At 41.4% G+C, this 26987-nt stretch carries 22 protein-coding genes and 3 pseudogenes; 13 read left to right on the top strand and 12 right to left on the bottom strand.

Features of this window, described 5'->3' with window-relative positions; all coding sequences use genetic code 11:
• The first annotated feature begins 7 nt into the window (after positions 1 to 7).
• From yidD to mnmE, 3 genes are all read left to right on the top strand, one after another.
• A complete protein-coding gene (yidD, locus tag LZZ98_RS14505) occupies positions 8 to 328 on the top strand; it encodes a membrane protein insertion efficiency factor YidD (protein WP_086176716.1) in 321 nt (106 codons plus the stop codon).
• A 5-nt stretch (positions 329 to 333) separates the two neighbouring features.
• Positions 334 to 2088, top strand: coding sequence for a membrane protein insertase YidC (yidC, locus tag LZZ98_RS14510; RefSeq protein ID WP_237788458.1), 1755 nt, complete (start codon positions 334 to 336; stop codon positions 2086 to 2088).
• 100 nt (positions 2089 to 2188) lie between these two features.
• Positions 2189 to 3544, top strand: coding sequence for a tRNA uridine-5-carboxymethylaminomethyl(34) synthesis GTPase MnmE (gene mnmE, locus LZZ98_RS14515; protein ID WP_237788459.1), 1356 nt, complete (start codon positions 2189 to 2191; stop codon positions 3542 to 3544).
• A 636-nt stretch (positions 3545 to 4180) separates the two neighbouring features.
• On the opposite strand, the gene LZZ98_RS14520 is transcribed toward mnmE, so the two are convergent.
• The 3 genes from LZZ98_RS14520 to LZZ98_RS14530 form a co-directional block, all read right to left on the bottom strand.
• Positions 4181 to 4399 (bottom strand): hypothetical protein, encoded by a 219-nt coding sequence (locus tag LZZ98_RS14520; protein ID WP_237788460.1) that lies wholly within the window; start codon positions 4397 to 4399, stop codon positions 4181 to 4183.
• Positions 4400 to 5421: 1022 nt separating this feature from the next.
• Entirely contained in the window at positions 5422 to 6600 is a 1179-nt protein-coding gene (locus LZZ98_RS14525) for an MFS transporter (protein WP_442862723.1), read from the bottom strand.
• A 122-nt stretch (positions 6601 to 6722) separates the two neighbouring features.
• Positions 6723 to 6989, bottom strand: coding sequence for a metal/formaldehyde-sensitive transcriptional repressor (locus tag LZZ98_RS14530; protein WP_086176739.1), 267 nt, complete (start codon positions 6987 to 6989; stop codon positions 6723 to 6725).
• Between the two features lie 118 nt (positions 6990 to 7107).
• On the opposite strand from LZZ98_RS14530, the pseudogene dmeF reads away from it, so the two are divergent.
• Both dmeF and LZZ98_RS14540 read left to right on the top strand, forming a co-directional pair.
• Positions 7108 to 8039, top strand: a pseudogene (gene dmeF / locus LZZ98_RS14535) (CDF family Co(II)/Ni(II) efflux transporter DmeF).
• Between the two features lie 82 nt (positions 8040 to 8121).
• Positions 8122 to 8823: a DsbC family protein gene (locus LZZ98_RS14540; RefSeq protein WP_237788462.1), complete on the top strand. Its 702-nt coding sequence runs from the start codon at positions 8122 to 8124 to the stop codon at positions 8821 to 8823.
• Positions 8824 to 8907: 84 nt separating this feature from the next.
• On the opposite strand, the gene LZZ98_RS14545 is transcribed toward LZZ98_RS14540, so the two are convergent.
• From LZZ98_RS14545 to LZZ98_RS14565, 5 genes are all read right to left on the bottom strand, one after another.
• Positions 8908 to 9165 carry a GlsB/YeaQ/YmgE family stress response membrane protein gene (locus tag LZZ98_RS14545; protein WP_086176722.1) on the bottom strand — a complete coding sequence of 86 codons (258 nt, stop codon included), beginning with the start codon at positions 9163 to 9165 and terminating at the stop codon, positions 8908 to 8910.
• 180 nt (positions 9166 to 9345) lie between these two features.
• Positions 9346 to 9873, bottom strand: a complete 528-nt coding sequence (gene hpt / locus LZZ98_RS14550) for a hypoxanthine phosphoribosyltransferase (RefSeq protein WP_237788463.1) — start codon at positions 9871 to 9873, stop codon at positions 9346 to 9348.
• 222 nt (positions 9874 to 10095) lie between these two features.
• Positions 10096 to 11412, bottom strand: coding sequence for a guanine deaminase (gene guaD, locus LZZ98_RS14555; protein ID WP_237788464.1), 1317 nt, complete (start codon positions 11410 to 11412; stop codon positions 10096 to 10098).
• A gap of 220 nt (positions 11413 to 11632) precedes the next feature.
• A complete protein-coding gene (locus LZZ98_RS14560; protein WP_237788465.1) occupies positions 11633 to 12583 on the bottom strand; it encodes a TerC family protein in 951 nt (316 codons plus the stop codon).
• 316 nt (positions 12584 to 12899) lie between these two features.
• Positions 12900 to 14090, bottom strand: coding sequence for a sugar transporter (locus LZZ98_RS14565; protein ID WP_237788466.1), 1191 nt, complete (start codon positions 14088 to 14090; stop codon positions 12900 to 12902).
• Between the two features lie 174 nt (positions 14091 to 14264).
• On the opposite strand from LZZ98_RS14565, the pseudogene LZZ98_RS14570 reads away from it, so the two are divergent.
• A pseudogene (locus LZZ98_RS14570) lies at positions 14265 to 14533 on the top strand (GNAT family N-acetyltransferase).
• 53 nt (positions 14534 to 14586) lie between these two features.
• The gene (locus LZZ98_RS14575) at positions 14587 to 14871 is read left to right on the top strand and encodes a GNAT family N-acetyltransferase (protein WP_237788467.1); all 285 of its coding nucleotides are present in this window, start codon (positions 14587 to 14589) and stop codon (positions 14869 to 14871) included.
• Between the two features lie 55 nt (positions 14872 to 14926).
• On the opposite strand, the gene LZZ98_RS14580 is transcribed toward LZZ98_RS14575, so the two are convergent.
• The 3 genes and pseudogenes from LZZ98_RS14580 to mpl form a co-directional block, all read right to left on the bottom strand.
• Positions 14927 to 16009, bottom strand: a complete 1083-nt coding sequence (locus LZZ98_RS14580) for a zinc-dependent alcohol dehydrogenase family protein (RefSeq protein WP_237788468.1) — start codon at positions 16007 to 16009, stop codon at positions 14927 to 14929.
• A 585-nt stretch (positions 16010 to 16594) separates the two neighbouring features.
• Positions 16595 to 16921, bottom strand: a pseudogene (locus LZZ98_RS14585) (DUF4145 domain-containing protein); the annotation flags it as partial.
• A 415-nt stretch (positions 16922 to 17336) separates the two neighbouring features.
• A complete protein-coding gene (gene mpl / locus LZZ98_RS14590) occupies positions 17337 to 18701 on the bottom strand; it encodes a UDP-N-acetylmuramate:L-alanyl-gamma-D-glutamyl-meso-diaminopimelate ligase (protein WP_237788470.1) in 1365 nt (454 codons plus the stop codon).
• A gap of 256 nt (positions 18702 to 18957) precedes the next feature.
• Here mpl and LZZ98_RS14595 point away from each other — a divergent pair, with 256 nt between their 5' ends.
• From LZZ98_RS14595 to LZZ98_RS14610, 4 genes are all read left to right on the top strand, one after another.
• A complete protein-coding gene (locus LZZ98_RS14595) occupies positions 18958 to 19296 on the top strand; it encodes a DMT family protein (protein ID WP_086176740.1) in 339 nt (112 codons plus the stop codon).
• Between the two features lie 180 nt (positions 19297 to 19476).
• Positions 19477 to 19989: a 5-(carboxyamino)imidazole ribonucleotide mutase gene (gene purE / locus LZZ98_RS14600; protein WP_237788471.1), complete on the top strand. Its 513-nt coding sequence runs from the start codon at positions 19477 to 19479 to the stop codon at positions 19987 to 19989.
• A 27-nt stretch (positions 19990 to 20016) separates the two neighbouring features.
• Entirely contained in the window at positions 20017 to 21138 is a 1122-nt protein-coding gene (locus tag LZZ98_RS14605; RefSeq protein WP_237788472.1) for a 5-(carboxyamino)imidazole ribonucleotide synthase, read from the top strand.
• A 662-nt stretch (positions 21139 to 21800) separates the two neighbouring features.
• Positions 21801 to 23090 carry a lytic murein transglycosylase gene (locus LZZ98_RS14610; protein WP_237788473.1) on the top strand — a complete coding sequence of 430 codons (1290 nt, stop codon included), beginning with the start codon at positions 21801 to 21803 and terminating at the stop codon, positions 23088 to 23090.
• A gap of 91 nt (positions 23091 to 23181) precedes the next feature.
• Here the strand turns inward: LZZ98_RS14610 and LZZ98_RS14615 are convergent, their stop codons facing one another.
• A complete protein-coding gene (locus tag LZZ98_RS14615; RefSeq protein ID WP_237788474.1) occupies positions 23182 to 24309 on the bottom strand; it encodes an anhydro-N-acetylmuramic acid kinase in 1128 nt (375 codons plus the stop codon).
• Positions 24310 to 24372: 63 nt separating this feature from the next.
• Between LZZ98_RS14615 and tyrS the strand changes: the two genes are divergently transcribed.
• On the top strand, positions 24373 to 25605 hold the full coding sequence (tyrS, locus tag LZZ98_RS14620; protein WP_171264069.1) for a tyrosine--tRNA ligase: 1233 nt from the start codon (positions 24373 to 24375) through the stop codon (positions 25603 to 25605).
• A 529-nt stretch (positions 25606 to 26134) separates the two neighbouring features.
• Positions 26135 to 26428 carry a hypothetical protein gene (locus LZZ98_RS14625; RefSeq protein ID WP_237788475.1) on the top strand — a complete coding sequence of 98 codons (294 nt, stop codon included), beginning with the start codon at positions 26135 to 26137 and terminating at the stop codon, positions 26426 to 26428.
• The last annotated feature ends 559 nt before the right edge of the window (positions 26429 to 26987 follow it).

Genomic DNA, 26987 nt, shown 5'->3' on the forward strand with positions numbered 1-26987 from the left:
AAGGCCAATGGTACGTTTACTGCATTGGTTGATTCGATTCTATCAGATCGCGATTAGTCCTTTATTGGGACCCCGCTGTCGTTATATTCCAACATGTTCTCAATATTCTTTGGAAGCAGTCCATAGCTATGGTGCTGTGCGTGGTGCGTGGTTAGCGACTCAGCGTATTTGCCGTTGTCATCCTTGGGGGGGCTCGGGTTATGATCCGGTTCCGCCAAAGGCAATTCGTTTTATTTCATTTCAGCAAATAGATTCTCAAACGCTTCACGTTGTTGTACCCTTTCGTGATCGTTTATTGAACCGAAATCACTCTAACTACTTGGGATAATAGATATGCAACAATGGGCCAGGTTTGCAATTCTAGGGGCCATGTTTGTCGTCGCATATTTGCTTATTTTGGCTTGGCAAAAAGATTATGGTCATGCAGAAACTAAACCGCAGCAAGAAACTGCCGCTGTTTCACATGAAGTATCTGCAGATTTGCCAAATGGTCAAACCGCGACTACAGCGTCTGACATGCCTCAAGCGAATATTGCTACTCAGCAAACTACAACAGCTGCCACAGCACCTGTAAGTCAACAGCTTATTTCAGTACAAACTGACCTTTACCATCTTTGGATTAATCCTAAAGGTGGTGACATTGTTCGTATTGAATTATTGAACCATGATAAAGATAAAGACAGTAATGCTCCGTTTGTTATGCTGGAAAGCGATGCAAAACGTACGTATGTTGCTCAGTCTGGACTGATTGGTTTAAATGGACCGGACAGTAACCGTAATGGCCGTCCGGTGTATGAGATTGAAAAAGCATCTTATACCCTGGCGGATGCCAAAGCAGAAAAAACCAAAGATGGTCAAGCGGTTAAAGTTTTATCAGTACCGATGGTCTATAAAACTGCCGATGGTGTAGAGATCATTAAAACATTTACCTTTAAACAAGGTGAATATCCGATTATTGTGAACCACAAAGTGGTGAACCGTAGTGGCCAGAACTGGCAAGGTCAGATGTTTGGTCAAATCAAACGTGATAACTCGGATGATCCTGGTAAGTCTTCTCAAGGTATTTTCACCCTCGGTACATTCCTGGGCGGGGCTTGGGGTACGCCAGATGAACATTACAACAAGCTGAAATTTGCCAACTTCAATGAAGAAAAATTGAATGTGGAAGCCAAAGGTGGCTGGGTGGCTGTGGTACAGCATTATTTTGTCAGTGCCTGGATTCCTGGTGATCTGAAACTGACTCAAGCCAATGGTCAGCCTTATAGTGCCAAACTGGAATCTCGCCAATCTACCGATAAAATGAATATTATTGGTTTTACTTCACCGACCATGAATGTACCTGCCGGTACAACTGCGGAAGTGGATGCCACATTCTATTCAGGTCCTAAAGTACAGTCTGAATTGAAAGACCTGGCTGTAGGCTTGAATCAAACTGTGGATTATGGCTGGTTGTGGCCAATTGCCAAATTATTGTTCTTGGGTTTGCAGTTCTTCCATAACATTGTGGGTAACTGGGGCTGGTCAATTATCTTGTTGACTGTGTTGGTGAAAATGATTCTTTGGCCATTATCGGCTAAGAGTTACCGCTCTATGGCGAAAATGCGTGTGATTGCACCCGAAATGCAACGCATGAAAGAAGAGTTCGGTGAAGACCGTATGCGTTTCTCACAAGAAATGATGGCGCTGTATAAGCGTGAACAGGTCAATCCACTTTCAGGTTGCTTGCCACTGCTGTTACAAATGCCAATTTTCTTGGCCTTGTACTGGGTATTGATGGAATCGGTAGAACTTCGTCATGCGCCATGGTTAGGCTGGATTCAAGATTTATCTGCAATGGATCCGTGGTTTATCCTGCCATTACTGATGGGTTTAACCATGTTTGTTCAGCAGTCTTTAAATCCGCAACCGGCTGATCCGATGCAGGCGAAAGTGTTCAAAATCATGCCGATTATGTTCACTGTATTTATGTTGTTCTTCCCTGCGGGCTTGGTAATGTACTGGATTGTCAACAACAGTATTACCATCTTGCAGCAAAGCCTGATCAACAAAGGTGTGGCAAAAGAAAGAGAAAAACGCGACGTTGTTTAAGTAACGACTGATTGCGAATAGCTGAATAAATCCGCTTAAGATGGTAATCTTAGGCGGATTTTTATTTGGCTGTGATTTGGGATTTTTTTAGGTGAATTTTATGCAAAACCTTACTACGATTGCTGCGATTGCAACTCCGCCTGGGCGTGGTGGCGTGGGGGTAATTCGTCTGTCTGGTCCAAAATCTTATGCCATTGCTGCAGCATTAACCCAGAAAGCCCTGCCTAAAGCCCGTTATGCCGGTTTTCGCCAGTTTTATGATGCAGCCGGTGAAGTGATGGATGAGGGTCTGGCCATTTGCTTCCCCAACCCTAACTCGTTTACCGGTGAAGATGTGGTGGAGTTGCAAGGTCATGGTGGCCCGGTGATTCAAAATGCTTTACTCGGCCGCTTGCTGGAACTGGGTGCAACTGCTGCCAAAGCCGGTGAATTCTCGATGCGTGCCTTTGAAAATGGCAAGCTGGATCTGGTACAGGCAGAAGCTATTGCTGACCTGATTGATGCCACTTCACAGGCAGCGGCTCGTTCTGCGGTACGCTCTTTACAGGGTGCATTCTCGACCCGAGTGAATACGGTTTTAGAAAAACTGATTCACCTGCGTTTACACGTGGAAGCTGCGATTGATTTCCCGGAAGAAGAAATCGACTTTTTGGCCGATGGCAAAATTTTGGCTTTGCTGGAAGATGTGCAGAGTTCTGTGGCTGCAGTACAAACCTCGGCACGCCAAGGTCAGTTATTGCGTGAAGGCTTACAGGTGGTGATTGCGGGTAAACCTAATGCCGGTAAATCTTCCTTGCTGAATACTCTGGCCGGAAATGAGCGTGCCATTGTGACCGATATTGCCGGTACCACCCGTGATGTGCTGCATGAAAAAATCACTTTAAATGGCTTGCCGATTACCCTGACCGATACTGCCGGACTGCGCGAAACCGGCGATGTGGTGGAAAAAGAAGGGATTCGCCGCGCGATTAAAGAAATTGAACAGGCTGATTTGTTGCTGCTGGTCTATGACCTAAGCCAGGGTGATGATCCGCTGCAACTGGCACAAAACTATTTTGCCGAACATCTGGAACCACGTCGTTTAATGTTGATTGCCAATAAATGTGATTTAACCGGTGCAGCGGCTGAAATTGGCGATTATCAAGGTTTCCGTCATATTACCGTCTCTGCCAAGCAGGAAACTGGGGTTCAATCGCTCATAGAAGCGATTACAGCGCATGCGGGCTTCCAGCCGGAAGAAGATACCTTTATTGCACGTACCCGCCATTTAGACGCAATGAAACGCACTCAGGCATATTTGGCTGAGGCAAAAGAGCAATTGGTGGTTTACCATGCCGGTGAGTTGGTCGCGGAGTCACTGCGACTTGCCCAGAATGCCTTGGGTGAAATTACCGGTGACTTCAGTGCAGATGATTTATTAGGAAAAATCTTTGGATCGTTCTGTATTGGAAAGTAATCTCAGATTGAGCCAATATTCCAATAAGTTCTAATAAGTTCCAGTGAGAATTAAATAGCATTAAGTTATAAAGACTTAGTGCTTTTTTAATATCTTTATATCATCACTGTAGAAAGCAAGATTCCTCCTAAATTAAATATAGGAGATTTAATTGATGGAGGTGAAGTTATATCAATAGCCCAGCAGCAATATCCTGATCTTATGGATTTGGCTTGGCTTACTCAACGCTTTCTATGGGTCAGAGAAACACTTTCGCAAAACTAGAATTATTCAATGTAGGTAATTCTGGTAAGAAACTGTATGGTTCGAATATTGTGATTCCATTCTTACTGATAAATAGGTGTCCACGCAAACATCAAATTATCTGGCGTATGTAGATAACATTCATGCTTATTACTGAATGTATGAATGTCGTTTAGGTATTTACTGAACGAATCCACATTCGTATCAGTGGTACGAATCAAATCGTTCAACCTCGCCAAGTGGGTTATCTAGACAGGATCTTATGTGCCAAGCATGTTGGGCAAGAGGGAAATTACTTATTGCCACACCTTTCAGCATTCAATATAAGCGAATATGTCAGACTCATAATCAAATACATGAATACAGAATAATTTTTTTAAAAACTGGATTAAATTAATACTCTACGGTAATCACAAATGTATTTTCGCCCTCTAAATGAGTTTGAAAATTAAAAGCGTGTTTGCGGCAATATTCTTCCAATTCTAAAATAGCGCCCTTATTGATAGCATCTAAAGGCTCTTTTAAACGAACCGGATTATTCTCTCGCTTAGCAATAGCTTCGTGGAGTTTAGTAAATAATTCTTCATATGTTATGGGGGTGGGATAGGTCATTTGGGTCACCATTCATTACCAAAAATACAATTATAACCTGAATACAAAATCCCAAATGTAGAGAATAATTTTATACCTTTAGACCCTCCTATTTTATTTCAAGCAATCACCACACACCTTGATTTCTTCATTATCCATTGAGCAATCATTTTTAGTGGCACCATGAAAACCAAATAAGCACACTAAAAATCGGAGCATCACTTTTCTCCTGGCAAAAAAAATACCCTAACATGGATGTATGGGCAAAAATTAAGGACCTCGAAAGGCCATTCAGAAACTACAGCTGTTTCTGTTGATCATTTCATATACTAATAAACTAATTTTCAGTGGTAAAATACACCAAAAGTTAAAACATTATTATTAATTAAATCATATTATTAGGTAGAAATTACTAAAAAACCATTAAATATTAAAAAAGCCCACTTAACTTGGGGATTGAGTTAAGCGGGCTTGAGTTTGATGACCATTTTATTATTTTTATTAACGCTGCATTCTCTTTAGTGTGATTAAAAAATTATCACTTCGAAGCAAATTACAAAGTATATAAAATATACAGAAATCGTTTTTTCTTGTTTGTTTTGGGTTATTTTTTAATTTTTTGATAGACAATGATCATCATTTTTAAAATCGATTTTAGCTTCCCCATAAATTAAAAAAAATTTAGCTGTTTGCTCAAAAGCATGCCTCTGAAAAATCAAAGACCTCACAAAATTGTGAGGCCTGTTAGTCAATTAAACAGTATCATTTTGTGTCTTGTTATGTTCCTCAATGCCTCGAAAGTCATTGGTTTTTGGGTTTTTCTGCTTACATGTAGCCTTCTTAAAACAATAACCGGCTATCGCACATGTACCAATCACCTTTAACAATTTCATCTTTTTCATCTTCCATCTCAATCAATCAGAAATGCAAGCATGTATAACTAGCACTTCTATCCATTACACTCTAAGCCTATTTCGATAGCTTTTTGTATGGCAGGTAAATTTATGTGTATGAAATAAAAAAGCCCTCAACTGAGGACTTTTTTATGCTGCGTGCTCAAGTTTTTTATGCCAAAGCAATAAGCTTAAACAGAGTAAGCCTACACAGATACAAAAACCCAAAACACCGCTCACCAAGCCAAAATGGTCAGACAGATAGCCTGCCGCAATAATCGGGATAATGGTGCCGAGATAACCAATAAACAAATAGGTGGAGATCACTGCAGCACGGTTGTTGCTATTGGTCATCTGATGCACCAGACCAAAGGCTCCCAGCAGCCCTAACCCATGACCGATGCCAACCAGAATATCACTGATAAAGAACAGCTGACTCCAGTGCTGGGTCATACATAAACCGAGGAGTAGATAACTCATCATTAAGGTGATTAAACCGTAATTCAGACATTTGTCTGAGGGAACTGATTTGGCAAAGAACTGCACCAGGGCTGAAACCAGCAAAATACTGGCAATGGTTGAACCACTGACCAAAGGACCATGCCAGGGAATGGCTTCTTTCACAAAGGAAGGTGCAAGTGAGGCAAAAAGGCTGAATGAAGCAAATGCAGCAAATGCGGTAAACCCGGCAATATAAAACAACGATTTATACTGCGGTTCGGGCAGCTCTAGATGAGGTGCCATAGAAAATGGTTGTGATTCAAAGCTCGGTGTTTTAATCGCATACAGACCGCCTAAACAGATAATGGCTCCCAATATCACTGGAAGATAAGGCGTTAGCACGGGATGTGCGGAAAATTGGGCTATTACCCCGCCAATAAACGGTCCCAATCCAAACCCGATGACGGTAATCACTGAACTCAACTGAGGTGCACTGTTTTTGTAAGGTTCAGGAATGGTATAAACCAGTCCCAGCATGGCTGAGGTACTAATCAGACCGGAGGCAATGCCAATAATAAAACGGCCGACAGCCAGCCATACCGTATTTGCAGCAATGCTGGACAGACCCAAACCGAGAATAATAAAACCTATGCCAATTTGCAGGGTACGTAAAAAACCGATGCTATTACTGAGACGGCCCAGAAATAACAGGGTAGCCAGACAGCCAAACATGTAAGCGACAAAAATATAGGTGATCTGGCTAGGCATTAAACCCCAGAGTGCCTGGTAAATGGGATATAACGGACTAGCCAGTGCAGTTCCGATTGTTCCCATAATTAGTGCTAGGCTGACCATGATAAAAGGTCGCCATGATTGAGAATGTGTCATTTAGAGGGTCGCAAAAATACGCGAAGTTTAAAGCTAAATTTCACGTATTGAGAAAGTAGAAGAGATATACCAGGAGTTTAATTGCGATTTACTTGGAAGGTCAATTTACAAGATGTAAAGATTTAGCCGTAACGCTTTAATAATTTTAAAAATTCATCCAGTTCCTGTTGATTGATGTCGGCCTGTTCCCCAATCACGTGATGACGTAAATGGGATTCGATTAATTCATTCATTAAACCATTGACCGCACCTTTAATGGCTGCCACCTGTTGTAAAACACTGATACAGGAATTGTCCGGCTGTTGCAAAGCCTGCTCTACGGCATGAATTTGCCCTTGTAAGCGTTTGACACGATTAAGAATTTTCTTGTCTTGATGTAAATGGCCCAACACAATACTCCAAAAATAAATATACTACGGGGGAGTATATTTAAACACTAAGATTAAGACGATGCAAAAAGCCCCATTCACCAGGACACATGCCCATTAGTTTGATGAGGGAAATCCACTGGCACAAAAACGCATTTTGCTGGCGACCATTCTAACGGCAGCGATGATGCTATTAGAAGTGATTGGGGGCTGGATTTACAACTCTATGGCCTTGCTGGCGGATGGCTGGCATATGAGTTCACATATGCTGGCATTGGGGCTAGCCTATTTTGCTTACCGTTCTGCCCGACATTATGCACAAGATAGCCGTTTTAGTTTTGGCACCTGGAAAATTGAAATTTTAGCCGGCTATAGCAGTGCCATCTTGTTGATGGTGGTGGCGCTGTTTATGGCTTTTCAATCCATAGAGCGACTGCTCAATCCGATTGATATTCATTATAACCAAGCCATTCCGATTGCGATTTTGGGTTTGGTGATCAATTTGATCTGTGCTTGGCTACTGCATGATGATCACCATCACCATCACCATCACCATCACCATCACCATGAACACGGGCATGGTCATCATCACCATCATGATTTAAACCAAAAAGCAGCCTTTATGCATGTGGTTGCAGATGCAGTGACTTCGGTCTTTGCCATTATTGCGCTGTTTGCCGCCAAATATCTGGGCTGGAGCTTTCTGGATGCGTTGCTGGGGATTATTGGATCTATACTGGTGGCAAAATGGGCTTGGGGCCTTATTCAAGAAACCGGAAAAACTTTACTGGATGCCGAAATGGATCATCCTGTGGTGCAGGAAATTCGTGAGGTCATTGAGGAATTTTCCAGTGTAGAAATTACCGACCTGCATGTCTGGAAAGTGGGCAAAGGTAAATTTTCCTGCATTTTGGCTTTAGCCACCAATAGCAGCCTAAATGCCGATCAGGTACGGGAAGCATTATCTATACATGAGGAAATTGTGCATATCTCGGTAGAAATTAATCCGCTATAAATCATGTCAATGTTCCACGTGAAACCTTGATGAGCAAATCTGTGAGTTTTCAGTAAGGCGAGCTAAAATTTTAAGCATTGCTGGCTGATTTTTGAGTAGAATCAGCCTGAAAAATTTTGAAGCAATGAGCAAAAAAATATGATTAAAAAAACATTGGCATTTGCCTTGGTCAGTTTTATTTCAACTTTAACCTTGGCAAATGTTGATACGGTTAAAAGTAACCTGAGCAAACAACATCCCAAACTGAAAATTGAAAATATTCAAACTACCGAAATGAAAGGAATCTATAGCGGTTCGATGGATGGTCAGGTGGTGTACTTGAACGAAGATGCGCAACATATTCTGGTTGGTTCGATGTTCCGTTTAACTGACCAGAAAAATCTGACCAAAGATTTAATGCTGAAACAAAACAGCATCGACTGGAAAAAACTGCCTTTGCAGGATGCAGTCAAAACTGTGCGAGGTAATGGAAAACGCCAGATCGCGATCTTTTCTGACCCAAATTGCCCTTATTGCAAAAAACTTGAGACTGAACTAAGCAAGTTAAATGATGTCACCATCTATACTTTTATTTATCCAATCAAAACCCAATCGGTGGCCGTTTCCAAACAGGTGTTCTGTGAAAAAGATCCTGCCTTGGCCTGGTCAAATTTGATTGCGAAAGGTATTCAGCCGGCCAGTAAACAAACTTGTGCCAATCCTGTGGATCGTAATTTGGCTTTAGGAAAATCCCTGGGTTTAAATGGCACACCGGCCATTATTTTCTCGAATGGATTTAAAGTGATGGGTGCCTACCCTGCCCAAGAAATTGAACAAATCTGGAAAGAGCTAGGTTTGTAACTCTCTCGATTGCTCAATAGCCCTATAAAAAAGCACCTGTTGAGGTGCTTTTTTTATGAGATTAAATCAATCATGGGATAGCGGTTAAACGCCTGATCTTTTGGTGATGAGGTTATAAATAAACAGAATAATAATGGCACCGATGACCGAGGCAATAAAGCCTGCTGCGGAGTTTTCACCATACAGTCCGAGTAAGCGTCCACCGTAGGTGGCCAGTAAAGAACCTGCAATACCCAATAAGGTGGTGACAATAAATCCTGATTTATCATTTCCGGGATGAATCGCACGTGCGATTAAACCCGCAATAAAACCGACCACGATCGCAACTATAAGTGACCACATGAGGCTTCTCCTTTTGTTATCGTTTGTTTATTTTGTTTCAATTCGCTTTCATGTTCATAATTAATCATTTATAAAAAATACAACAGCTGAGTCCTGCTAAAAACTGTTGTTTTTTTGTTCCTTATCAAATTTTAAGGATAAAAAAAGTGGCCGAAGCCACTTAAGTATCTGATCCGAGTCTTATAGACCAATTTCACCAATAAAGGGAATATGGCGATATTTTTGGTCATAGTCCAAGCCATAACCGACAATAAATTTATCTTCGACTTCAAAGCCCAGAAATTTGACTTCAAGTTCAATTTCACGGCGTGAAGGTTTGCTAATTAAAGTACATAGCTCAATTGAGTTAGGACTGCGTGTGCTTAAAATTTCCAGTACTTTGCTGAGGGTGTTGCCTGAGTCAATAATATCTTCAACAATCAGCACGTCTTTACCGCGAATTTCGCCGTCGAGGTCTTTTAAAATTCTCACATCACGGCTTGAAACTGTACCGCCACCGTAACTGGATACCGTCATAAAATCGAGTTCGTGCGGTTTGCTAATTGCACGACATAAATCAGCCATAAAAATAACTGAACCACGCAGTAAACCAATCAGTACAAGTTCTTTGTCACTATTGGCATAGTGAGCATCAATTTTTGCACCAAGCTCTTTGACTTTAGCGTGAATTTCTTCTGCTGAGATCATTACGCTCATATGAACGGTCATTGGGAGATACCTAAAAGCAAATCAAAAAATAAAAAAGGTGTTGACCAGCAACACCTCAAAAGAGGTTGTAATTTTAATACATCTGCCCGAGAGATGCATCTTTTTTGCGGCTGAAAATGTAATCAGACCTTGAGCTGTGCAGTATCGCGCTTAAGCAGCACAGCACAAGCCACACCTATTCCAACCAACAACAACATCTTTTTATAGGATATTTTTGTCGTCTTATGCTTTGACATATGCCGGTTCTCCATAAATATAAGTTGCCTGGATATTACGATCATCGCCCATGGTCATCAGGGCAAATAAAGCATCTTCAATGCCTTTGGCGCGTTCCTGACGCAGTGCTTGCAGTGCTGTGGCTTTTAAATCCAGCACAATAAAATCGGCTTCTTTACCCAAGTTAAAGTTACCCAGTTTATCATCCAGATCTAGAGCTTTGGCTCCGCCTAAGGTTGCATGATACAGGGACTCAAATGCCGAGAGTTTATCGCCCTGAAGCTGTTGCACTTTATAGGCTTCATTCAGGGTTTGCAGCTGGTTAAATGAAGTGCCTGCACCAATATCCGTGCCCAAGCCAACTTTCACCTGTTTTTCCCAGGTTTTTTTTAAGGGAAATAAACCGCTGCCCAAGAACAGGTTGGAGGTTGGGCAAAAGGCGATTGCTGAGTGGGTGGCATGCATACAGTCCCATTCGGCATCTTCCAAATGTACACAATGCGCGAATATCGAACGCTCTCCGGTCAGGCCATAATGATGATAAACATCCAGATAGCCTTTCTGATCGGGAAATAACGCCTTGACCCAGGCAATTTCATTCTTGTTTTCACTTAAATGGGTATGGATATAAACTTCGGGATATTCAGCTTTGAGCTGCCCTGCTTTTTGCAGTTGTTCCGGTGTGGATGTTGGTGCGAAACGTGGAGTAATCGCATACAGGTTACGACCTTTGCCGTGCCATTTTTCAATCAGTGCCTTAGAGTTATGATAGGAACTTTCTGCTGTATCACACAGCTCATCAGGCGCATGGCGATCCATCATCACCTTGCCGGCAATTAAACGCATTTGCTGCTGTTCTGCGGCTTCAAATAATGCATCGACTGATTCAGTATGGACACTACAAAATACTAAAGCGGTGGTGGTGCCATTTTTCAATAATTGCTGAACAAAAAATTGCGCGATTTTATCGGCATAGGCTTTGTCTTTAAACTGCAATTCTGTAGGGAAAGTATAGCTATTCAGCCATTCCAGTAGCTGTTCCCCATAAGCACCGACCATCTCGGTTTGCGGGAAATGAATATGGGTATCGATGAATCCCGGCACAATCAGCTTGTCTGGATAATGCTCAAATGGCGTATCGGCACTGAGCAGATCTTTTCCCTCTTCCCATGTTCCAAACCAGCTGATTTTTCCCGCATTCAGGAGGATTAAACCATCTTCAATATAACGTATGGCTGGAGCAATGTCGGAGGCTTGGGAAACGGTGTGTTGAATATCAAGAAAGCGGCCACGAACGGCGCGTTGTGCTTGAAGGGAAGACATGGAATAACCTTTAATTTCTCGTTTTTTCGATTGATTGTACCTGAAATTTTTATTTAAACCGTAACAGCTTGGTTTTAACCCCTTCTCTCTTTTATAAATTAAGCAGGGCTTTGAAGAGGGTTTCGAAGTTTGTAACAACAGGAAAATATGGCAATAGAACCGATAAAAAAGCCTTCCATCTTTGAGATGGAAGGCTGGATCTTTTATTTAAAAATTACAGTTACTCTTGCTGCTTGTTATATCGAAGCGATAACCAGGTGGTAATTGCCAGTACAATCACAATAAAGCCAAGTGAAATCCAGATTGGCATATGGAACACATCCAGCATCAACATTTTGAAACCAATGAATAGCAGGATAATCCCGAGACCATAGGGTAAATAATGCATTTTAGAAGCCGCGCCTGCCAGTAAGAAGAACATGGCACGCAAGCCTAAAATAGCCATTAAGTTTGCGGTTAACACAATAAAGGGATCACTGGTCACTGCAAAAATAGCTGGAATAGAATCCACCGCGAAAATCACATCGGATGCTTCAACCAAAATCAACACCAGAAATAATGGCGTTGCCCATAACACGCCGTTTTGACGCACAAAGAACTTATGCCCATCTAGCTGAGGGGTAATACGGATATGTTTGCGTAACCACTTGAGTAAGGCCATATCTTCAATATTCGGGTTTTCTTCATGACCTTTAAGAAATTTAAAACCGGTATAGACCAGAAAAGCACCGAAAATATACAGAATCCAGGAAAATTCTTGAACGAACCATGCGCCAATAAAAATAAAGATGGTACGTAAAACAATGGCACCGAGTACGCCATACAGCAGCACTTTACGTTGTAATGCCGGAGGGATGGCGAAGGCAGCAAAAATCATCAGCCAGACAAACACGTTATCAATCGCCAGTGATTTCTCTAACAGATAACCGGCAAAATATTCCATGGTCTTTTGATTAGCTAAGGCAACACCCGCTGTTTGCTGTAAATACAGCCATAAACCGCCAGCGAACAGTATGGACACACTGACCCAGGCAATGCTCCAATAGGCTGCTGATTTAATTTTGACGGGTTGGTCTTCTTTGTGTTTGAAGCCAATGAAGTCGATAATGAGCATGACTGCCACCATCGCAAAAAAAGCCAGATACAATCCCGGGGTACCGATGGATTCCATAACAAAACTCCACACCCGGCAACTGGCCATAAAAAAACCTTGACCTGTTGCCAGATGAATTAAACATCTATGTCAACATGATCAAGGTCTTGCCTACATCTGAAAATCCACATTTTGTAAATTCAGATGCTCAGATACCGACTTTTTGCAAAGTGTAATGACGATATTCTGACACCACCGCATTTTAAAACTTCAAAATGCTATGGCTTGGAGGAGGCTACTCCCCTTGTTCTACTCAAATTTGTTTTGGATTAACTCCAAATATGCGGGAAGAATCGCATATTTATGTGGATTGTGCAAATTTTATCTATTCCATTTACATTTTAATGAAGTCTTTACGTTGCACTAAAATGAATGCCAACACTGTACCCAGCACAGCAATCAAGCCCCCCACGATTCCAATCTGACTTAAGCCATAATGTGCCGTGACTATTCCCCCCAACAATGCCCCACCGCCAATACCGACATTATACAGGCCGGAGTAAATCGCCATGGCGACATCGGTTGCATCCGAAGCCAGATTCAGGGTTTTGGCTTGTAGCGCCAAGCTGAAGCAGATAATGCTCATTCCCCAAAATAAGCTGAGTGTACTCAGGCTGATAAAACCTTGAGCAAGGGGCAGTAACAGCAACATTGAAAAAGCTAACAAAGAGCAGCTTAAGGGAATCATCAGTTTGGGATATTGATTGCCAAACTTCCCAAACAGATAAGAACCAATAAAACCGGCAGCGCCATAAATCAGCAATAAACTGGTGGTCTGTGCCGAGCTAAACTGGGCAATATTCAGCGCAAAGGGTTCAATATAACTGTATGCGGTAAATTGGGCAGTAATGATGATCACCGTTAAAGCAAACACCATCATCAGGCTTGGACGCTTAAATAGCATGCCCAGACTTTTCAGTGAACCGGAATTGACACTGGGCAGTTTGGGTAAGGTTTTTGCCAGTGTTAGACCGATGATTGCCGCACCAATAGCAATTAAAGCAAAGGTATTTCTCCAGCCATAGGCCTCACCAATCATGCGGCCAAAAGGAATGCCCAAGACCATCGCCAATGCCGTCCCGGTTGCCAGCAAACCCAATGCCTGAAATTCTTTACCTTTAGGCGCGACACGAACCGCTAAGGATGCGGTAATAGACCAGAACAGCGCATGGGAAAATGCAATGCCAATCCGGCTGGCCAACAGCATGTTAAAATTCCATGCGAAATACGATACGCCATGACTGGCAATAAACACGATAAATAAGCTGATCAGTAAAAAACGTCGTTCAATATTGCGGGTGATCAACATGATCGGCAGTGAAATGGGTGCGACTACCCAAGCATACAGGGTAATCATGATGCCGACATCGGTGGCCGGCATGTTGAAACTATGGCCAATATCACTCAGCAAGGCCACAGGAATAAATTCAGTGGTATTAAAAATAAAGGCTGCAAAAGCTAAAGTGATGACACAAATCCATTGCTGGGTGGGATTGGCTGAAATTTTAGGAGATGGGGATGACATAGTGAAATAATATAAGAATTTGCGTTGAAGTTTAGGTGGAAATCTTACACTTGTTAAGTTTACAGTCAGCTAAAAAAAAGAAATCCTGCGCGGTCAAAAACAGTAAAAAACTTAACACTCTGGCGCCAGCAGTTAAGGCATGTTGAATATCTTGCTCCTCAGCAGAGCATAATCATGTTAGAGATTAAACATAAGGATGATGGCAAAAAAGGTGAATTTTATATCAGTGACCATCGTCATCATTTCGCTGAAATGACCTATACCTGGGTCGGTGACAGTATCCTGATTATTGACCATACCCTGGTGGATGATACTTTGCGTAGACAAGGCATTGACCTGTGGTGCAGTTGGCCCGAGAAAAACAGGTCAAAATTATTCCATTCTGTCCTGTTGCAAAATCCGTTTTTGATCGAGATTTAACTCTGCATGATCTATTGAAATAATGTATTTTTAAAGTATTCTGATTATAGTTAAAGCCAAAAAATGAGGGAGAGTTATGCAGTTTCAACATGACGATAACGGCCAACAAGGCGAGTTTTTCCAGCTGAATGCTGCAGGAGAACGTGTTGCAGAAATTAGCTATTTATGGCGCGGTGAACATCAGATTATTGCCCATCATACCTGGGTAGATGATTCTTTGCGTGGACAGGGTACAGCACGTCAGTTGCTTGATGTTTTAGTGGAATTTGCTCGTAAAAACCAATTAAAAATTGTACCGACCTGTTCCTATGTGGATGTGATGTTTAAACGTGATCAAAGCCTGACAGATGTTGCGGCCTAAATTCTAGATAGATTAAAAAAGCCCAAAAAAACTGGGCTTTTCTCATTCCAGCCCACTAGGCAATATCAATAATTACCTTCATGGCATTTTCATCTGCGGCATGTTTAAACACATCATAGGCTTTCTCAAACTCATCAAATTTAAAGTGATGGCTGGCTAAGCGTTCCAAAGGCAGTTTTCCGGAACAACAGGTTTTCAGCAACATGCCGGTGGTATTGGTATTGACCAAGCCGGTGGTGATGGTCAGGTTTTTAATCCAGAGCTTTTGCAGTTCAAAATTGACTGGCTTGCCATGTACCCCGACATTGGCGATATGACCGCCCTCTTTTACCACGTTCTGGCAAATGTTCCAGGTGGGTTCTGCACCCACAGCTTCTATCGCACAATCGACCCCTCGCCCTTCGGTAATCTCTAGAATACGTGCAATCGCATCTTCCTTACCGGAATTAATGGTATGGGTGGCACCCAGCTCTTTAGCCAGCGCTAAACGGTGATCATCCATATCAATGGCGATAATGGTTGCAGGTGAATAGAATTGTGAAGTCAGCAAGCAGCCCATCCCGATCGGGCCTGTTCCCACAATTGCAATGCTATCCCCCGGTTTAACATTGCCATAACGCACACCAATTTCATGTGAAGTTGGCAGTACATCGGATAAAAACACGGCAATGTCTTCGTTTAAGCCTTCTGGTAAGGGATATAAAGAGGTATCGGCAAATGGAGTGCGCACATATTCTGCATGAGCACCATCAATCATGTAGCCCATAATCCAGCCACCTCCGTTACGGCAGTGAGCGTAGAGTTGTTTCTGACAATTTTCACAAGTCCCGCAGCGGCTGACACAGGAAATAATAACCCGATCGCCTTTTTTCACATTTTTGACGGCTGAGCCGACTTCTTCAACGATACCAATCCCTTCATGACCTAATATACGACCGTTAAATTCACCGGTCTTCTTCTTGGCCTCTTCCTGAATTTCGGGGTTTTTACCTTTCCATATGCCTAAATCTGTACCGCAAATGGTGGTTTTTGTGACCCGGATGACCGCATCCGTTGCATCAATAATTTGGGGGATGGGACGGTCTTCAAAGCGGATATCATTTTCGCCGTAATAGACCATTGCTTTCATTGTTGTCATTAGCTTATTCCTTTTAGTATTCACCTACTTTCATTATGTATTGATATATTTTAAATTTTTCTCAAAATTGAAACCTGTTGCTTTAAATTGAGTCTAACCAAATATGAGCAGTAGCATGAAAGAAGTATATTGGAGGCTCTGCGGTATTTGTCGCTTGTTTAATTGTGGCATGGATACACAGAGCTTCGCTCTCTAAGCTAGCAATAGTCGTTGACGAAGTCATTACTTGGACAGGTTTTCTTACAGAATGATCTGATTTGAAGGTGAACTTAAATTATTCACGATAAAAAATTTACAAATGTGAACTTTTATTTCAGGTGATTTATAAGGACTGTTTTTATAAAAATAATGTCTGAAATTTTTTATATTATTTTAATATTTAGAATGTGATAAAAGTCTGAAGAATATTGGCTAAATAGTTAAATTTTATTGCACAACTTCAAATTTATAGAAATATTCAAAATATATACAGTAAGTATTGCCTTACTTTTGAAAGATCAAAAGTAACAAAAATCTTCTGTTGAACTGATGGTATATCCCTATACCACAGTTCAACATGGCGACATCCGTGTCGCTTTCAACGAATCATATTTTAGGTTTATCTTTTTCTTCAATTCTTGCCCGAGCACCTTCAGGTAAAGTTTCAAAACGATCGCGAATTTTTTTAGGTCTCGCGATTAAATCTTCAATAATGTAATTGATCATTTCAAATAATGTCTGAGCAATTTCAGGAGAATCTTCTAAATTAATTTTGCCTGGATGAACAGCATTATTACCGATGACACGACAATAATCTAAAGCTTGCTGAATATGTGGATCTAATCCTTTTTTGACTAAATTTAGAATATCCTCATTAATTCGCTCCCCTTTTTCATTAATTTCAATCATTAATTTTTGGACTACTAAACGTAATAATGCTGCAGCTCCTCATGGTGATTTATTAACAATGCTGACAGCCTCTTCAAAATCATTTTTAAGGCTATCAGGCATGTCTTCATGAGGTTGTATTTGAGCATCAAGTAATGGGTAAATAATTTCATTATCTAACCATAAAGTACTCTGTTGACAACAAGTACATTGGCTACTCCTCAGCTCTTTTTGATCATGAAAATATCTATCATTTTGAAATGGAATTGGGAACTTTGCATCATTGCTCCACCTCTGGTGTGCATAGACTTTACAATAGAGGCAATGAAACTCTTCTTTTTGGAATATTGGTGGATAATATTTTTATGTCATAAGTTTTATTATAAAAATAGATGATTCATTGAGTCTAATAAAAAAGGACTATAAAAATAGTCCTTAATTTTCAAATATTAATTGTGACTTAAGCTTTTAAAGCCGTAATCAATTTCTGATGCAATCCACCAAAACCGCCATTCGACATAATCACCACAGCATCGCCCTCACCTGCCCCAGAGACAACAGTTTGAATGATGTCATCTAAGCTACGTGCAACCACAGCTTTGTTCGGTGCAGCTTCAATTACAGGTTTTAAATCCCAGTCCAGCCCTTCAGGTTGATACCAGATTACTTCATCCGCCAGACGTGCGGAATGCGCCAAACCATCTTTGTGGCTACCCATACGCATGGTATTGGAGCGCGGTTCAATAATGGCCCAAAGTTTACGTTCGCCAAGACGTTTGCGTGCGCCGTCTAAAGTGGTTTCAATTGCGGTTGGGTGATGGGCAAAGTCATCATAAACTTCAATACCTTTCACGGTATCCAGCAATTCCATACGGCGTTTCACACCGCCGAAATTCGACAATGCTTCACATGCAGTTTCAATAGAAACACCGACATGTTCCGCCGCAGCAATGGTGGCTAAAGCATTCGCAACACTGTGCTGACCGGTCATATTCCATTTCACAATGCCTTTCACGACGCCGTTTTGCAGTACCTTAAAGTGTGAACCATCTGCAGAAAGTTGTTCGGCAGATAAAGATGCTTTTTCATTACTATCTAGACTGGTACGAACTACTGGAGTCCAGCAGCCCATTTCCAGAACTTCATCAATATTGGTTTCAGTGATTGGTGCAATAATGCGACCTTCACTCGGAATGGTACGGACTAAATGGTGGAACTGTTTTTGAATCGCAGCCAAATCATCAAAGATATCGGCATGGTCAAATTCAAGGTTATTTAAAATCGCAGTTTTTGGGTGGTAATGCACAAACTTGGAACGTTTGTCGAAGAAAGCAGAATCATATTCATCCGCTTCTACACAGAAGTATTTGCCGCCACCTAAACGCGCGCTTTCAGTGAAACCTAAAGGTACGCCGCCAATCAAGAAGCCCGGGTTTAAACCGGCTTGATCTAATACCCAAGCCAGCATGGTCGTGGTTGTGGTTTTACCGTGGGTGCCTGCGACGCCAAGTACATGTTTGCCTTGTAAAACGTGATCTGCCAAAAATTGCGGACCTGAAATATAAGGCAAACCTTCATTCAGCATATATTCCACAGCATCAATGCCACGTTTCATGGCATTACCCACAATCACCAGATCGGGATGTGGCTGCAAATGACTGCGATCATAACCCTGCATTAAGCCAATGCCTGCATTTTCCAGTTGGGTTGACATGGGTGGATAGACATTCGCATCTGAACCCGTCACTTTATGTCCTAAATCACGTGCTAATAATGCGAGCGAGCCCATAAAGGTGCCACAAATACCCAAAATATGCAGATGCATGCGTTTTAACTCCACTGCTTTTTAGACACATCACGTTGTTGTTGGTGGTGTTGTCATTATCAATTCAATTTGAAAGCAACGATATCAAGGGTTTTATGGAAAAGATAGTCTTTCTTGTATCTATTCATAGCATTGCAGCAGGTGCTTTATTTTGAGCCTGTATGCTGTATTTAGGGAGTAAAAAACGGTACGCAAATAACATGCTTTTTTGCAGGAAAAACGTAAAATATGCACAACAGCACCAGATCAATTTGCCATGTTCTTTCCTTTATTGCTTTTAATTATTTCTAATTGTTTCATGACCTTGGCCTGGTATGGGCATCTTAAATTTTTACATGGTGCCCCGCTCTGGCAAGCCATTTTATTTGGCTGGCTGATTGCCTTACTTGAATATAGTTTTATGATTCCGGCTACCCGCCTGCTGGCGCAACAAGGCTGGGCCATGGGACAGATGAAAATTACTCAGGAAGTGGTGACTTTATTGGTCTTTGTACCTTTTATGATTTTGATGTTTAAGCAGCCTTTTAAACTGGATTATCTGTGGGCAGGTCTATGTTTATTGGGCTGTATTTATTTTGTCTTTCGTAGTCAATAAACTGACCACTGCCCTATTTTTATCTATTTCTATAAAAAAGATTGAAAATATCCACCTGCGTAGGCTGTTAAATTTTGGTGAGATGAAAAATCAGTCTATAATATCGAGCTTCTGATTCATTTAAAGCTTGGCTCTTGTCGAGATTTATCCTTCCTTACATTCGTTTATGGAACATTTGCAATGAATGCGGCTGCTGCAGACACTCAACCTCTCGTTGGAATTATCATGGGTTCCCAATCTGACTGGGCAACTCTGGAAAACACTGCCAATATGCTGAAACAGCTTGGCGTCCCATTTGAAGCGGAAGTTGTTTCTGCACACCGTACCCCAGACCGTTTATTTGAATATGCTGAAACAGCACGTGAACGTGGCATTCAGGTGATTATTGCCGGTGCTGGCGGTGCAGCACATTTACCAGGTATGTGTGCAGCAAAAACTGATTTACCTGTGCTAGGTGTACCGGTGAAATCTTCCATTCTAAATGGCGTAGATTCATTGCTTTCAATCGTGCAAATGCCTGCAGGTATTGCTGTCGGTACATTGGCGATTGGTCCTGCGGGCGCAACCAATGCGGCCATTATGGCAGCACAAATTTTAGGTTTAACACGTCCTGAAATTGCCAAAAATGTTGCTAAATTCCGCGCTGCGCAAACTGAAAAAGTAGCAAGCAAAAATATTCCTGGTCAAATCTAAAGCCAAGCTTAAAACGGGACACATGTTATGAATAAAACCATCGGTATTTTTGGTGGTGGTCAACTCGGCCGTATGATGGCGCAAGCTGCTCTACCGCTGAATATTCAATGCACTTTCTTTGAAGCCAATACCGACTGTCCTGCGGCAGCCTTGGGGCCAGTCATTTCAAGCCAAGCTGAAAATGGTTTAAATGACTTTATCCAAAGTGCAGATGTTTTCAGTCTTGAGTTTGAAAATACCCCGCTTGCAGATGTAGATATTTTAACTCAGCAAAAAGAATTGCACCCGCCACGTCAGGCTCTGGCAATTGCCCAGCATCGTCTGTCTGAAAAAGCCTTGTTTGATGAACTGGCGATTCCGGTCGCACCGTATAAAGCGGTCACTTCACTTGAGAGCTTGCAGGCTGCTGTCGCAGAACTTGGTTTACCAATCGTATTGAAAACCTCACGTGGGGGTTATGATGGTAAAGGGCAATTTGTTCTTCGTTCAACAGATCAGATTGATCAGGCTTGGGCAGAACTGGGTCCTGCCGGTGAACTCATTGCAGAAAGTTTTGTGACTTTCTCACGTGAAGTGTCGATTATTGCGGTGCGTGGTTTAAATGGTGATGTAAAAACCTGGCCATTGGCGGAAAACCATCACCACAACGGCATTTTGTCGCATTCAATTGTGCCGGCACCTAACAGTGCCGATTTGCAGCCTGTGGCACAAGACTACATCACTCGCCTGCTGAATCATTTGAATTATGTCGGTGTATTGACGCTGGAACTGTTCGTGACCGATAAGGGCTTGTATGCCAACGAGATGGCACCACGTGTGCATAACTCGGGTCACTGGTCGATTGAAGGGGCTGTTTGTTCGCAGTTTGAAAACCACATTCGTGCTGTTGCCGGTTTACCTTTGGGTTCAACCGAAGTGGTACGTCCAACAGTCATGATCAATATCATTGGTCAACATCCGAAGTCTGAAGATGTCTTGGCTTTAAATGGCGCACATTTGCACCTTTATAACAAGACTGAGCGTGAAGGCCGTAAAATTGGCCACATCACCTTGATGCCGAATGACAGTGCTGAACTGACTGCTTTATGCCGTGCATTGGCGAAAATTTTGCCGAATCCACTGGCACTTAGCGAAGATATGACCATTTAAACCTAAGTTTGAATGATAAAAAAGCGGTCATGCCAATGACCGCTTTTTTTATGCCTGCACTTCGGGCATGATTGCGCCTCTTTTCGAGAATGCGCCATTTATCGGAACAGAATAAAAATAATTGTGTGTAATTTATACAATGCTTTGTAAATGTAATGCATAAAAAACAAACAAATAGAATGGTTCTGTATTTCAGTTTTAGCACTGTAAAACGCTGCAGAAATTTTAAATTCAAAAGATAAAAATAAATTCAAAAAATATGAATTTAAATTTAAACCCATGCATTTGAATTTAAAAAATATGAATTCAAAGTATTTTATGAAATATGAATTTAAGCTTTTTAAATTTAAAAACGGGATTTTGAATTTAAAGTTTTGGCTATTTAAAGCTATAAGAATAAAAGAAATTAACTTATCCACAAGCCATTTGAATTTAAAATAATGTTTTAAATTTATAGAAATGAATTTAAATTCATATTTCCAGATATTTTGAATTTAAAAACTTGTAAATAAAGGGTTGTGGATAGATTTTTTAAATTCAAAACTTAAATATGAATTTAAAATAAAGAAAATAAATTTAAATTTACGATTTGATTCAGAAACGATGTGTTGATGGTGGTATGGTAAAAGCATAATTTAAATTCAAAGATCGTAAAGGATACTATGCAGCGCTTAGCTTTCATTTTAGGTTCAGTTTTCCTTGCAATGACTCAAGCCAATGCTGAGCTGATTATTAATGGTCAACCTGTCACAGTCACTTCAACTCCACCTGCAAATCAAATTTTTAGTTCGCAAAATAATTTCCAGCAATGTATTGCCAATTTACGTTCTCAAGCGATCAGTGCTGGAGTAAGTGGCTCGACTTATGACCGTTATACGCAAAATTTAACACCGGATTATTCGGTGATTGATAAACTGAATTATCAACCAGAATTTTCTACTCCCATTTGGGATTATTTATCTGGCTTGGTCGATGAAGAACGGGTACAGCTTGGACGTCAAAAATTAGCCCAGCATCGTGATGTGTTGAATCGTGTTGCTGCAACGTACGGTGTACCGGCTGAAACGGTGGTTGCGGTATGGGGTGTGGAAAGTAATTTTGGAGATATCGCCGGAAGTTATCCTTTATTACAGGCTTTGGGCACTTTAAGCTGTGAAGGGCGGCGTCAAAGTTTTTTTCGTGGCGAATTTTTTAGCAGCATGCGCATTTTGCAGCGTGGCGATGTAAGCGAGCAGCAAATGAAGGGTTCATGGGCTGGAGCATTTGGGCATACCCAGTTTATGCCTTCAACTTATGAAGAACTGGCGGTGGATTTTGATGGGGATGGTCGTCGTGATCTGGTGTCCAGTACCACTGATGCTTTGGCTTCAACTGCAAACTTCCTGAAAAAACGCGGCTGGCAAACGGGTATGTCTTGGGGTTTTGAGGTGAAAGTTCCTGAAGGCATGTCAATTGCGGGTGAAAGCCGTCGTAATAAAAAGCTTTTAAGTAGCTGGATCAGTCAAGGCGTGGTTCGCGCAGATGGTTCACCGTTAATTCAAGGTAATTTAAGCGAGTCATCTGCTGCAGGTTTAATGGCGCCTGCCGGTGAGAACGGACCGTTATTCCTGGTCTTTAAAAACTTCGATGCTATATATAGTTATAATGCGGCGGAAAGTTATGCTTTGGCGATTGCACATTTGTCCGACCGCTTACAGGGTCAGGCGGGTGGCTTTAGTAAAGCCTGGCCAACTGATGATCCGGGTACTTCACGCGCTGAACGTCGTGAGATTCAGCAGTTCTTGGCCAATCGCGGTTATGATATTGGTACTGTAGATGGTCTGATTGGTGATAAAACCCGTCAAGCCATCCGTCAGGAACAAATTCGTTTGGGCCTAAGTCCGACGGGACGGGCAGGGCAACAGATTTTGAATGCTTTTCGTCAGGAAAATGCCAAAAAACTGATGAAGTAAGTGACTATATAAAGTATAGAAGCAATAAAAGTATAGAAATAAAAGGTCTGCTTGATGCAGACCTTTTATATAAGTCTTTTGGAATAAAAACTTATACCGCAGTCATCGTACCTAAAATACGATAACCTGCAGCACCTGTCACTGCCGGCAGATTACCACTTTGCTGATTCACAAAGCGCATCGCCAACCATGCAAAAGCAGTGGCTTCGACCCAAGTTGGGCTTAGACCTAAATCAGCGGTACTTTGTACCGTCCATTCGTGTTTGCGTAAACGCCAGCGCAATTGCTCAAGTAAGTTCGAGTTATAGGCACCGCCACCGCAAACATAGACTTCGCCGGTTTGCATTTCAGAACGGTAAATGGCTTTTTTAATCGCGCGGGTGGTGAGTTTCATTAAAGTCGCCTGGATATTTTCAGGCGTATCTTCTAACTCGTCATATTCAAGGTCATTACGCCAATCCAGAATCTGTTCATCTAGCCATTCAAGGTTGAAGTCTTCACGACCGGTACTTTTGGGTGGTTCTTTTGAAAAAAACTCATGCGCTTGCAAGCGGTCGAGCAGGCTGCGGATCGGTTGTCCATATGCTGCCCAGTTGCCGTTTTCATCATAAGGCTGACCCGTGTATCGGTGGCACCAGGCATCCATGAGAATGTTGGCGGGACCGGTGTCAAAGCCAAATACTGCTTCGGGTTTGCCTGCAGGCAACATGCTGACATTGGCAATCCCGCCTAAATTCAGAATCACACGATGAATGCTGTCATGCTGGAACAAGGCCTGATGAAATGCGGGAACTAAGGGAGCACCTTGTCCGCCAGCAGCCATATCACGACGACGAAAATCTGAAATCACCGGAATTTGCGTCATTTCGGTAATGATATTGGGATCACCAATTTGCAAGGTGAAGCCATGTTCGGGGCGGTGGCGAATGGTTTGTCCATGCGAACCAATGGCTTTAATTTGAGTGCGATCTAAATGATTCTTTTCAATGAGCGTATTGATTCCTTCACCAATCATGGTTGCTAAAGCAACGTCAGCTTTACCCATACGATCAATTTCGTTGTCTGAAGGTAGCGTTAATGCCATCAACTCATCACGTAGGTCCGGTTCAAAAGGCAGAGTGAGGGTGGCATGAAGCTGTAAAGGATCAAAAGAAGCAGCAACAATATCGACACCATCCATGCTCGTGCCGGTCATTACCCCAATATAGATCGCTGTCATGATTATTCTTAAGCCTGCAATGTGCTGAAAAAGTGTTAGTATATCGCACAAATTGAATAACTGATGTATTTGGGTTTTGTGATGTCAAATTTCCTGCCGGCTGAAGAACAACTTGCCCTCATCCAACGAGGCACACACGAAATTATTTCGGAAGAAGATCTTCTGAAGAAATTAAAACAGAATCGTCCACTTAAAATTAAAGCAGGTTTTGACCCAACTGCACCTGATTTGCACTTAGGTCATACGGTTTTAATTAATAAATTGAAAGTGTTTCAAGATTTGGGCCATGAAGTTTATTTCTTGATCGGTGACTACACTGCCATGATTGGTGATCCGACTGGCAAGAGTGCGACACGTCCGCCTTTGTCGCGTGAAAAAGTGCTGGAAAATGCAAAAACCTATCAAGAACAAGTATTTAAAATCCTTGATCCAGCAAAAACCAAAGTGGTGTTCAACTCTGAATGGTTTGCTCAAAAAACTGCAGCTGATTTAATCCAGTTGGCTTCGCAGCAGACTGTGGCGCGTATGTTGGAACGTGATGACTTCACTAAACGTTATAACAGCCATCAACCGATTGCGATCCACGAATTTTTGTATCCCTTGGTACAGGGTTATGACTCGGTAGCACTCGAAGCTGACGTGGAATTGGGTGGTACAGACCAAACCTTTAACTTGTTGATGGGCCGTACCTTGCAAGGTCGTTATGAGCAAGAAGCGCAGGTCTGTATTACTGTGCCAATTCTTGAAGGTTTAGATGGCGTGAATAAAATGTCTAAATCTTTGGGTAACTACATTGCGGTATTTGATGCACCGGGCGCGATGTACCAAAAAGTACTTTCTATGCCAGATGCCTTAATTGAACGTTACTTTGACTTACTCAGCTTTAAATCAGTTGAAGAAATTCAAGCGTTGTTAAAAGAAGTGGCTGAAGGTCGTAACCCGCAAGAAGTGAAGAAAATTCTTGCGCTTGAGCTGGTTGAGCGTTTCCATGGTGCGGAAGCTGCTGCAACTGCACATAAAGGTGCGGGTAACCTGATTACTGAAGGTGAACTTCCAGAAGGTACGCCTGAAGTGACCATTTCACGTGGTGAATATGGTGGTGAAATCTTTATTGCTTCTATCTTACGTGCTGCCGGTTTAACCAAAAATGCCGCTCAGGCAAAAGATGCGGTAGGACGTGGTGCGGTAAAAGTAGATTGGGAGCCAGTTGATGGCAATTTCTCGGTGAAAGAAAACGTCACTTTAATTATTCAAGCCAGCAAAAAAGCAATTGCAAAAGTCATTTTTGTTGACTAAGCCTAAGCTAAGCTATTGAAATAAAAGCAGGCTTTGGCCTGCTTTTATTTTTTATACCGTATATTAATATTCTAAATAACTAAATTCAAAAAAAAGCTTATAAAAACAATACTTAAATTTTTCCAATTGTCTTGATTTTGTCATATTTTATGTTTAAGATTTATCCATCTAGACATTGTGTAGAAAACATATCTAGAGGGTACGTGTATAACAAAAAAGCTCTACAATTTTACGTCTCTTCCCCAAGGGACTTTTTTAAATTTTTGCAGATAACTATAATAATGACACGATGGATCGCATAAAGATTCAACTCCAAGGAAGAGATTTTGGGAGAGATCTCTTCCTTTTTTATTTCCAAAATTTCACCTTTACTTTCGGTGTTCTCATTTAAGAGTCACATTTTTCATTTGCTTCAAATCCCGTGAAGATTGCCCGATAGATACTGACATCCAGAAAATTATCAGTATGCTGATGATATGAGGTCTCAAAGAAGATCTATAAATTTATAAAAAGAGGGTAAATAGCGTTTATGTACCACTATCAAACTCAGGATATTTTCGATCAGGAAGTTGATTTCATTTTACGTTTTCTATTTGAATACGAGACCGCTGAACAGAAGCGGAAATCCTTTGAGCTGGCACATGCTTTATTACAGCAATTAGATCTTGCCTCACACTATCTTCTATTTTCCTTAGTTAAAGAACGTTTGCCACGTCGGGCTAAACTATTATTTGCTGCTGAAGATTATAAGGGTAAGAAAGAAGTGATCGAGGAAGTCATGCAACACTGGTTAGGGGGTAACAATCCCCAATATGCAGCTTAAGTCTTAAAATCCTATTTAGCTTTATATAGGTTTGAAATTAAGTTTTTATCTTATCTAAAGCTTAATAAAGATGATTTACTTATTTTTCGCTACTTAAAATCTGGAATTAGAAGGAAAAGTCTAATAGAAGCAGCAGACTGACTTTGTTGATTTACCTTATATCTATAAGTCGGATAGCAAACAGCAAAATATGTAACCTGATATAAGAAAGTTTTGGAAAATTCTGGGTGTAAAGTTGAAATTTTGTGGTCTTATTAAAATTTAGCACTTTTTTGAGAGTTATTAGGTCTTAATAAAAAGGGCTGTTTTAAAATGAATTGCACTGAATACAGATTTTATTTCATAAAAATGCTCAAAATTTAGATGAAAAAGCGATTTTTTGGTGATTTTCGTTGAAAAAAGATACATACGTGAAAAATATAGTGAATTGGGGGTTGCAATGATTCTGAAATCCTCTAGAATGCACCCCATACCGACGAGATAGACGGAAACGAACGAAGCGCGAAGCGCTGAGTTGTTAAGTTTATTGAAGTCCAGCTCTTAATACTGACGAGGTATT

It is taken from the genome of Acinetobacter sp. SM34, from assembly GCF_022012365.1.
Lineage (GTDB): Bacteria > Pseudomonadota > Gammaproteobacteria > Pseudomonadales > Moraxellaceae > Acinetobacter.

Coding starts and splice junctions, on each gene's coding strand:
- yidD (WP_086176716.1), top strand. CDS start 8: ATGGTACGTTTACTGCATTGGTTGATTCGATTCTATCAGATCGCGATT.
- yidC (WP_237788458.1), top strand. CDS start 334: ATGCAACAATGGGCCAGGTTTGCAATTCTAGGGGCCATGTTTGTCGTC.
- mnmE (WP_237788459.1), top strand. CDS start 2,189: ATGCAAAACCTTACTACGATTGCTGCGATTGCAACTCCGCCTGGGCGT.
- LZZ98_RS14520 (WP_237788460.1), bottom strand. CDS start 4,399: ATGACCTATCCCACCCCCATAACATATGAAGAATTATTTACTAAACTC.
- LZZ98_RS14525 (WP_442862723.1), bottom strand. CDS start 6,600: ATGACACATTCTCAATCATGGCGACCTTTTATCATGGTCAGCCTAGCA.
- LZZ98_RS14540 (WP_237788462.1), top strand. CDS start 8,122: ATGATTAAAAAAACATTGGCATTTGCCTTGGTCAGTTTTATTTCAACT.
- LZZ98_RS14545 (WP_086176722.1), bottom strand. CDS start 9,165: ATGTGGTCACTTATAGTTGCGATCGTGGTCGGTTTTATTGCGGGTTTA.
- hpt (WP_237788463.1), bottom strand. CDS start 9,873: ATGACCGTTCATATGAGCGTAATGATCTCAGCAGAAGAAATTCACGCT.
- guaD (WP_237788464.1), bottom strand. CDS start 11,412: ATGTCTTCCCTTCAAGCACAACGCGCCGTTCGTGGCCGCTTTCTTGAT.
- LZZ98_RS14560 (WP_237788465.1), bottom strand. CDS start 12,583: ATGGAATCCATCGGTACCCCGGGATTGTATCTGGCTTTTTTTGCGATG.
- LZZ98_RS14565 (WP_237788466.1), bottom strand. CDS start 14,090: ATGTCATCCCCATCTCCTAAAATTTCAGCCAATCCCACCCAGCAATGG.
- LZZ98_RS14575 (WP_237788467.1), top strand. CDS start 14,587: ATGCAGTTTCAACATGACGATAACGGCCAACAAGGCGAGTTTTTCCAG.
- LZZ98_RS14580 (WP_237788468.1), bottom strand. CDS start 16,009: ATGACAACAATGAAAGCAATGGTCTATTACGGCGAAAATGATATCCGC.
- mpl (WP_237788470.1), bottom strand. CDS start 18,701: ATGCATCTGCATATTTTGGGTATTTGTGGCACCTTTATGGGCTCGCTC.
- LZZ98_RS14595 (WP_086176740.1), top strand. CDS start 18,958: ATGTTCTTTCCTTTATTGCTTTTAATTATTTCTAATTGTTTCATGACC.
- purE (WP_237788471.1), top strand. CDS start 19,477: ATGAATGCGGCTGCTGCAGACACTCAACCTCTCGTTGGAATTATCATG.
- LZZ98_RS14605 (WP_237788472.1), top strand. CDS start 20,017: ATGAATAAAACCATCGGTATTTTTGGTGGTGGTCAACTCGGCCGTATG.
- LZZ98_RS14610 (WP_237788473.1), top strand. CDS start 21,801: ATGCAGCGCTTAGCTTTCATTTTAGGTTCAGTTTTCCTTGCAATGACT.
- LZZ98_RS14615 (WP_237788474.1), bottom strand. CDS start 24,309: ATGACAGCGATCTATATTGGGGTAATGACCGGCACGAGCATGGATGGT.
- tyrS (WP_171264069.1), top strand. CDS start 24,373: ATGTATTTGGGTTTTGTGATGTCAAATTTCCTGCCGGCTGAAGAACAA.
- LZZ98_RS14625 (WP_237788475.1), top strand. CDS start 26,135: ATGTACCACTATCAAACTCAGGATATTTTCGATCAGGAAGTTGATTTC.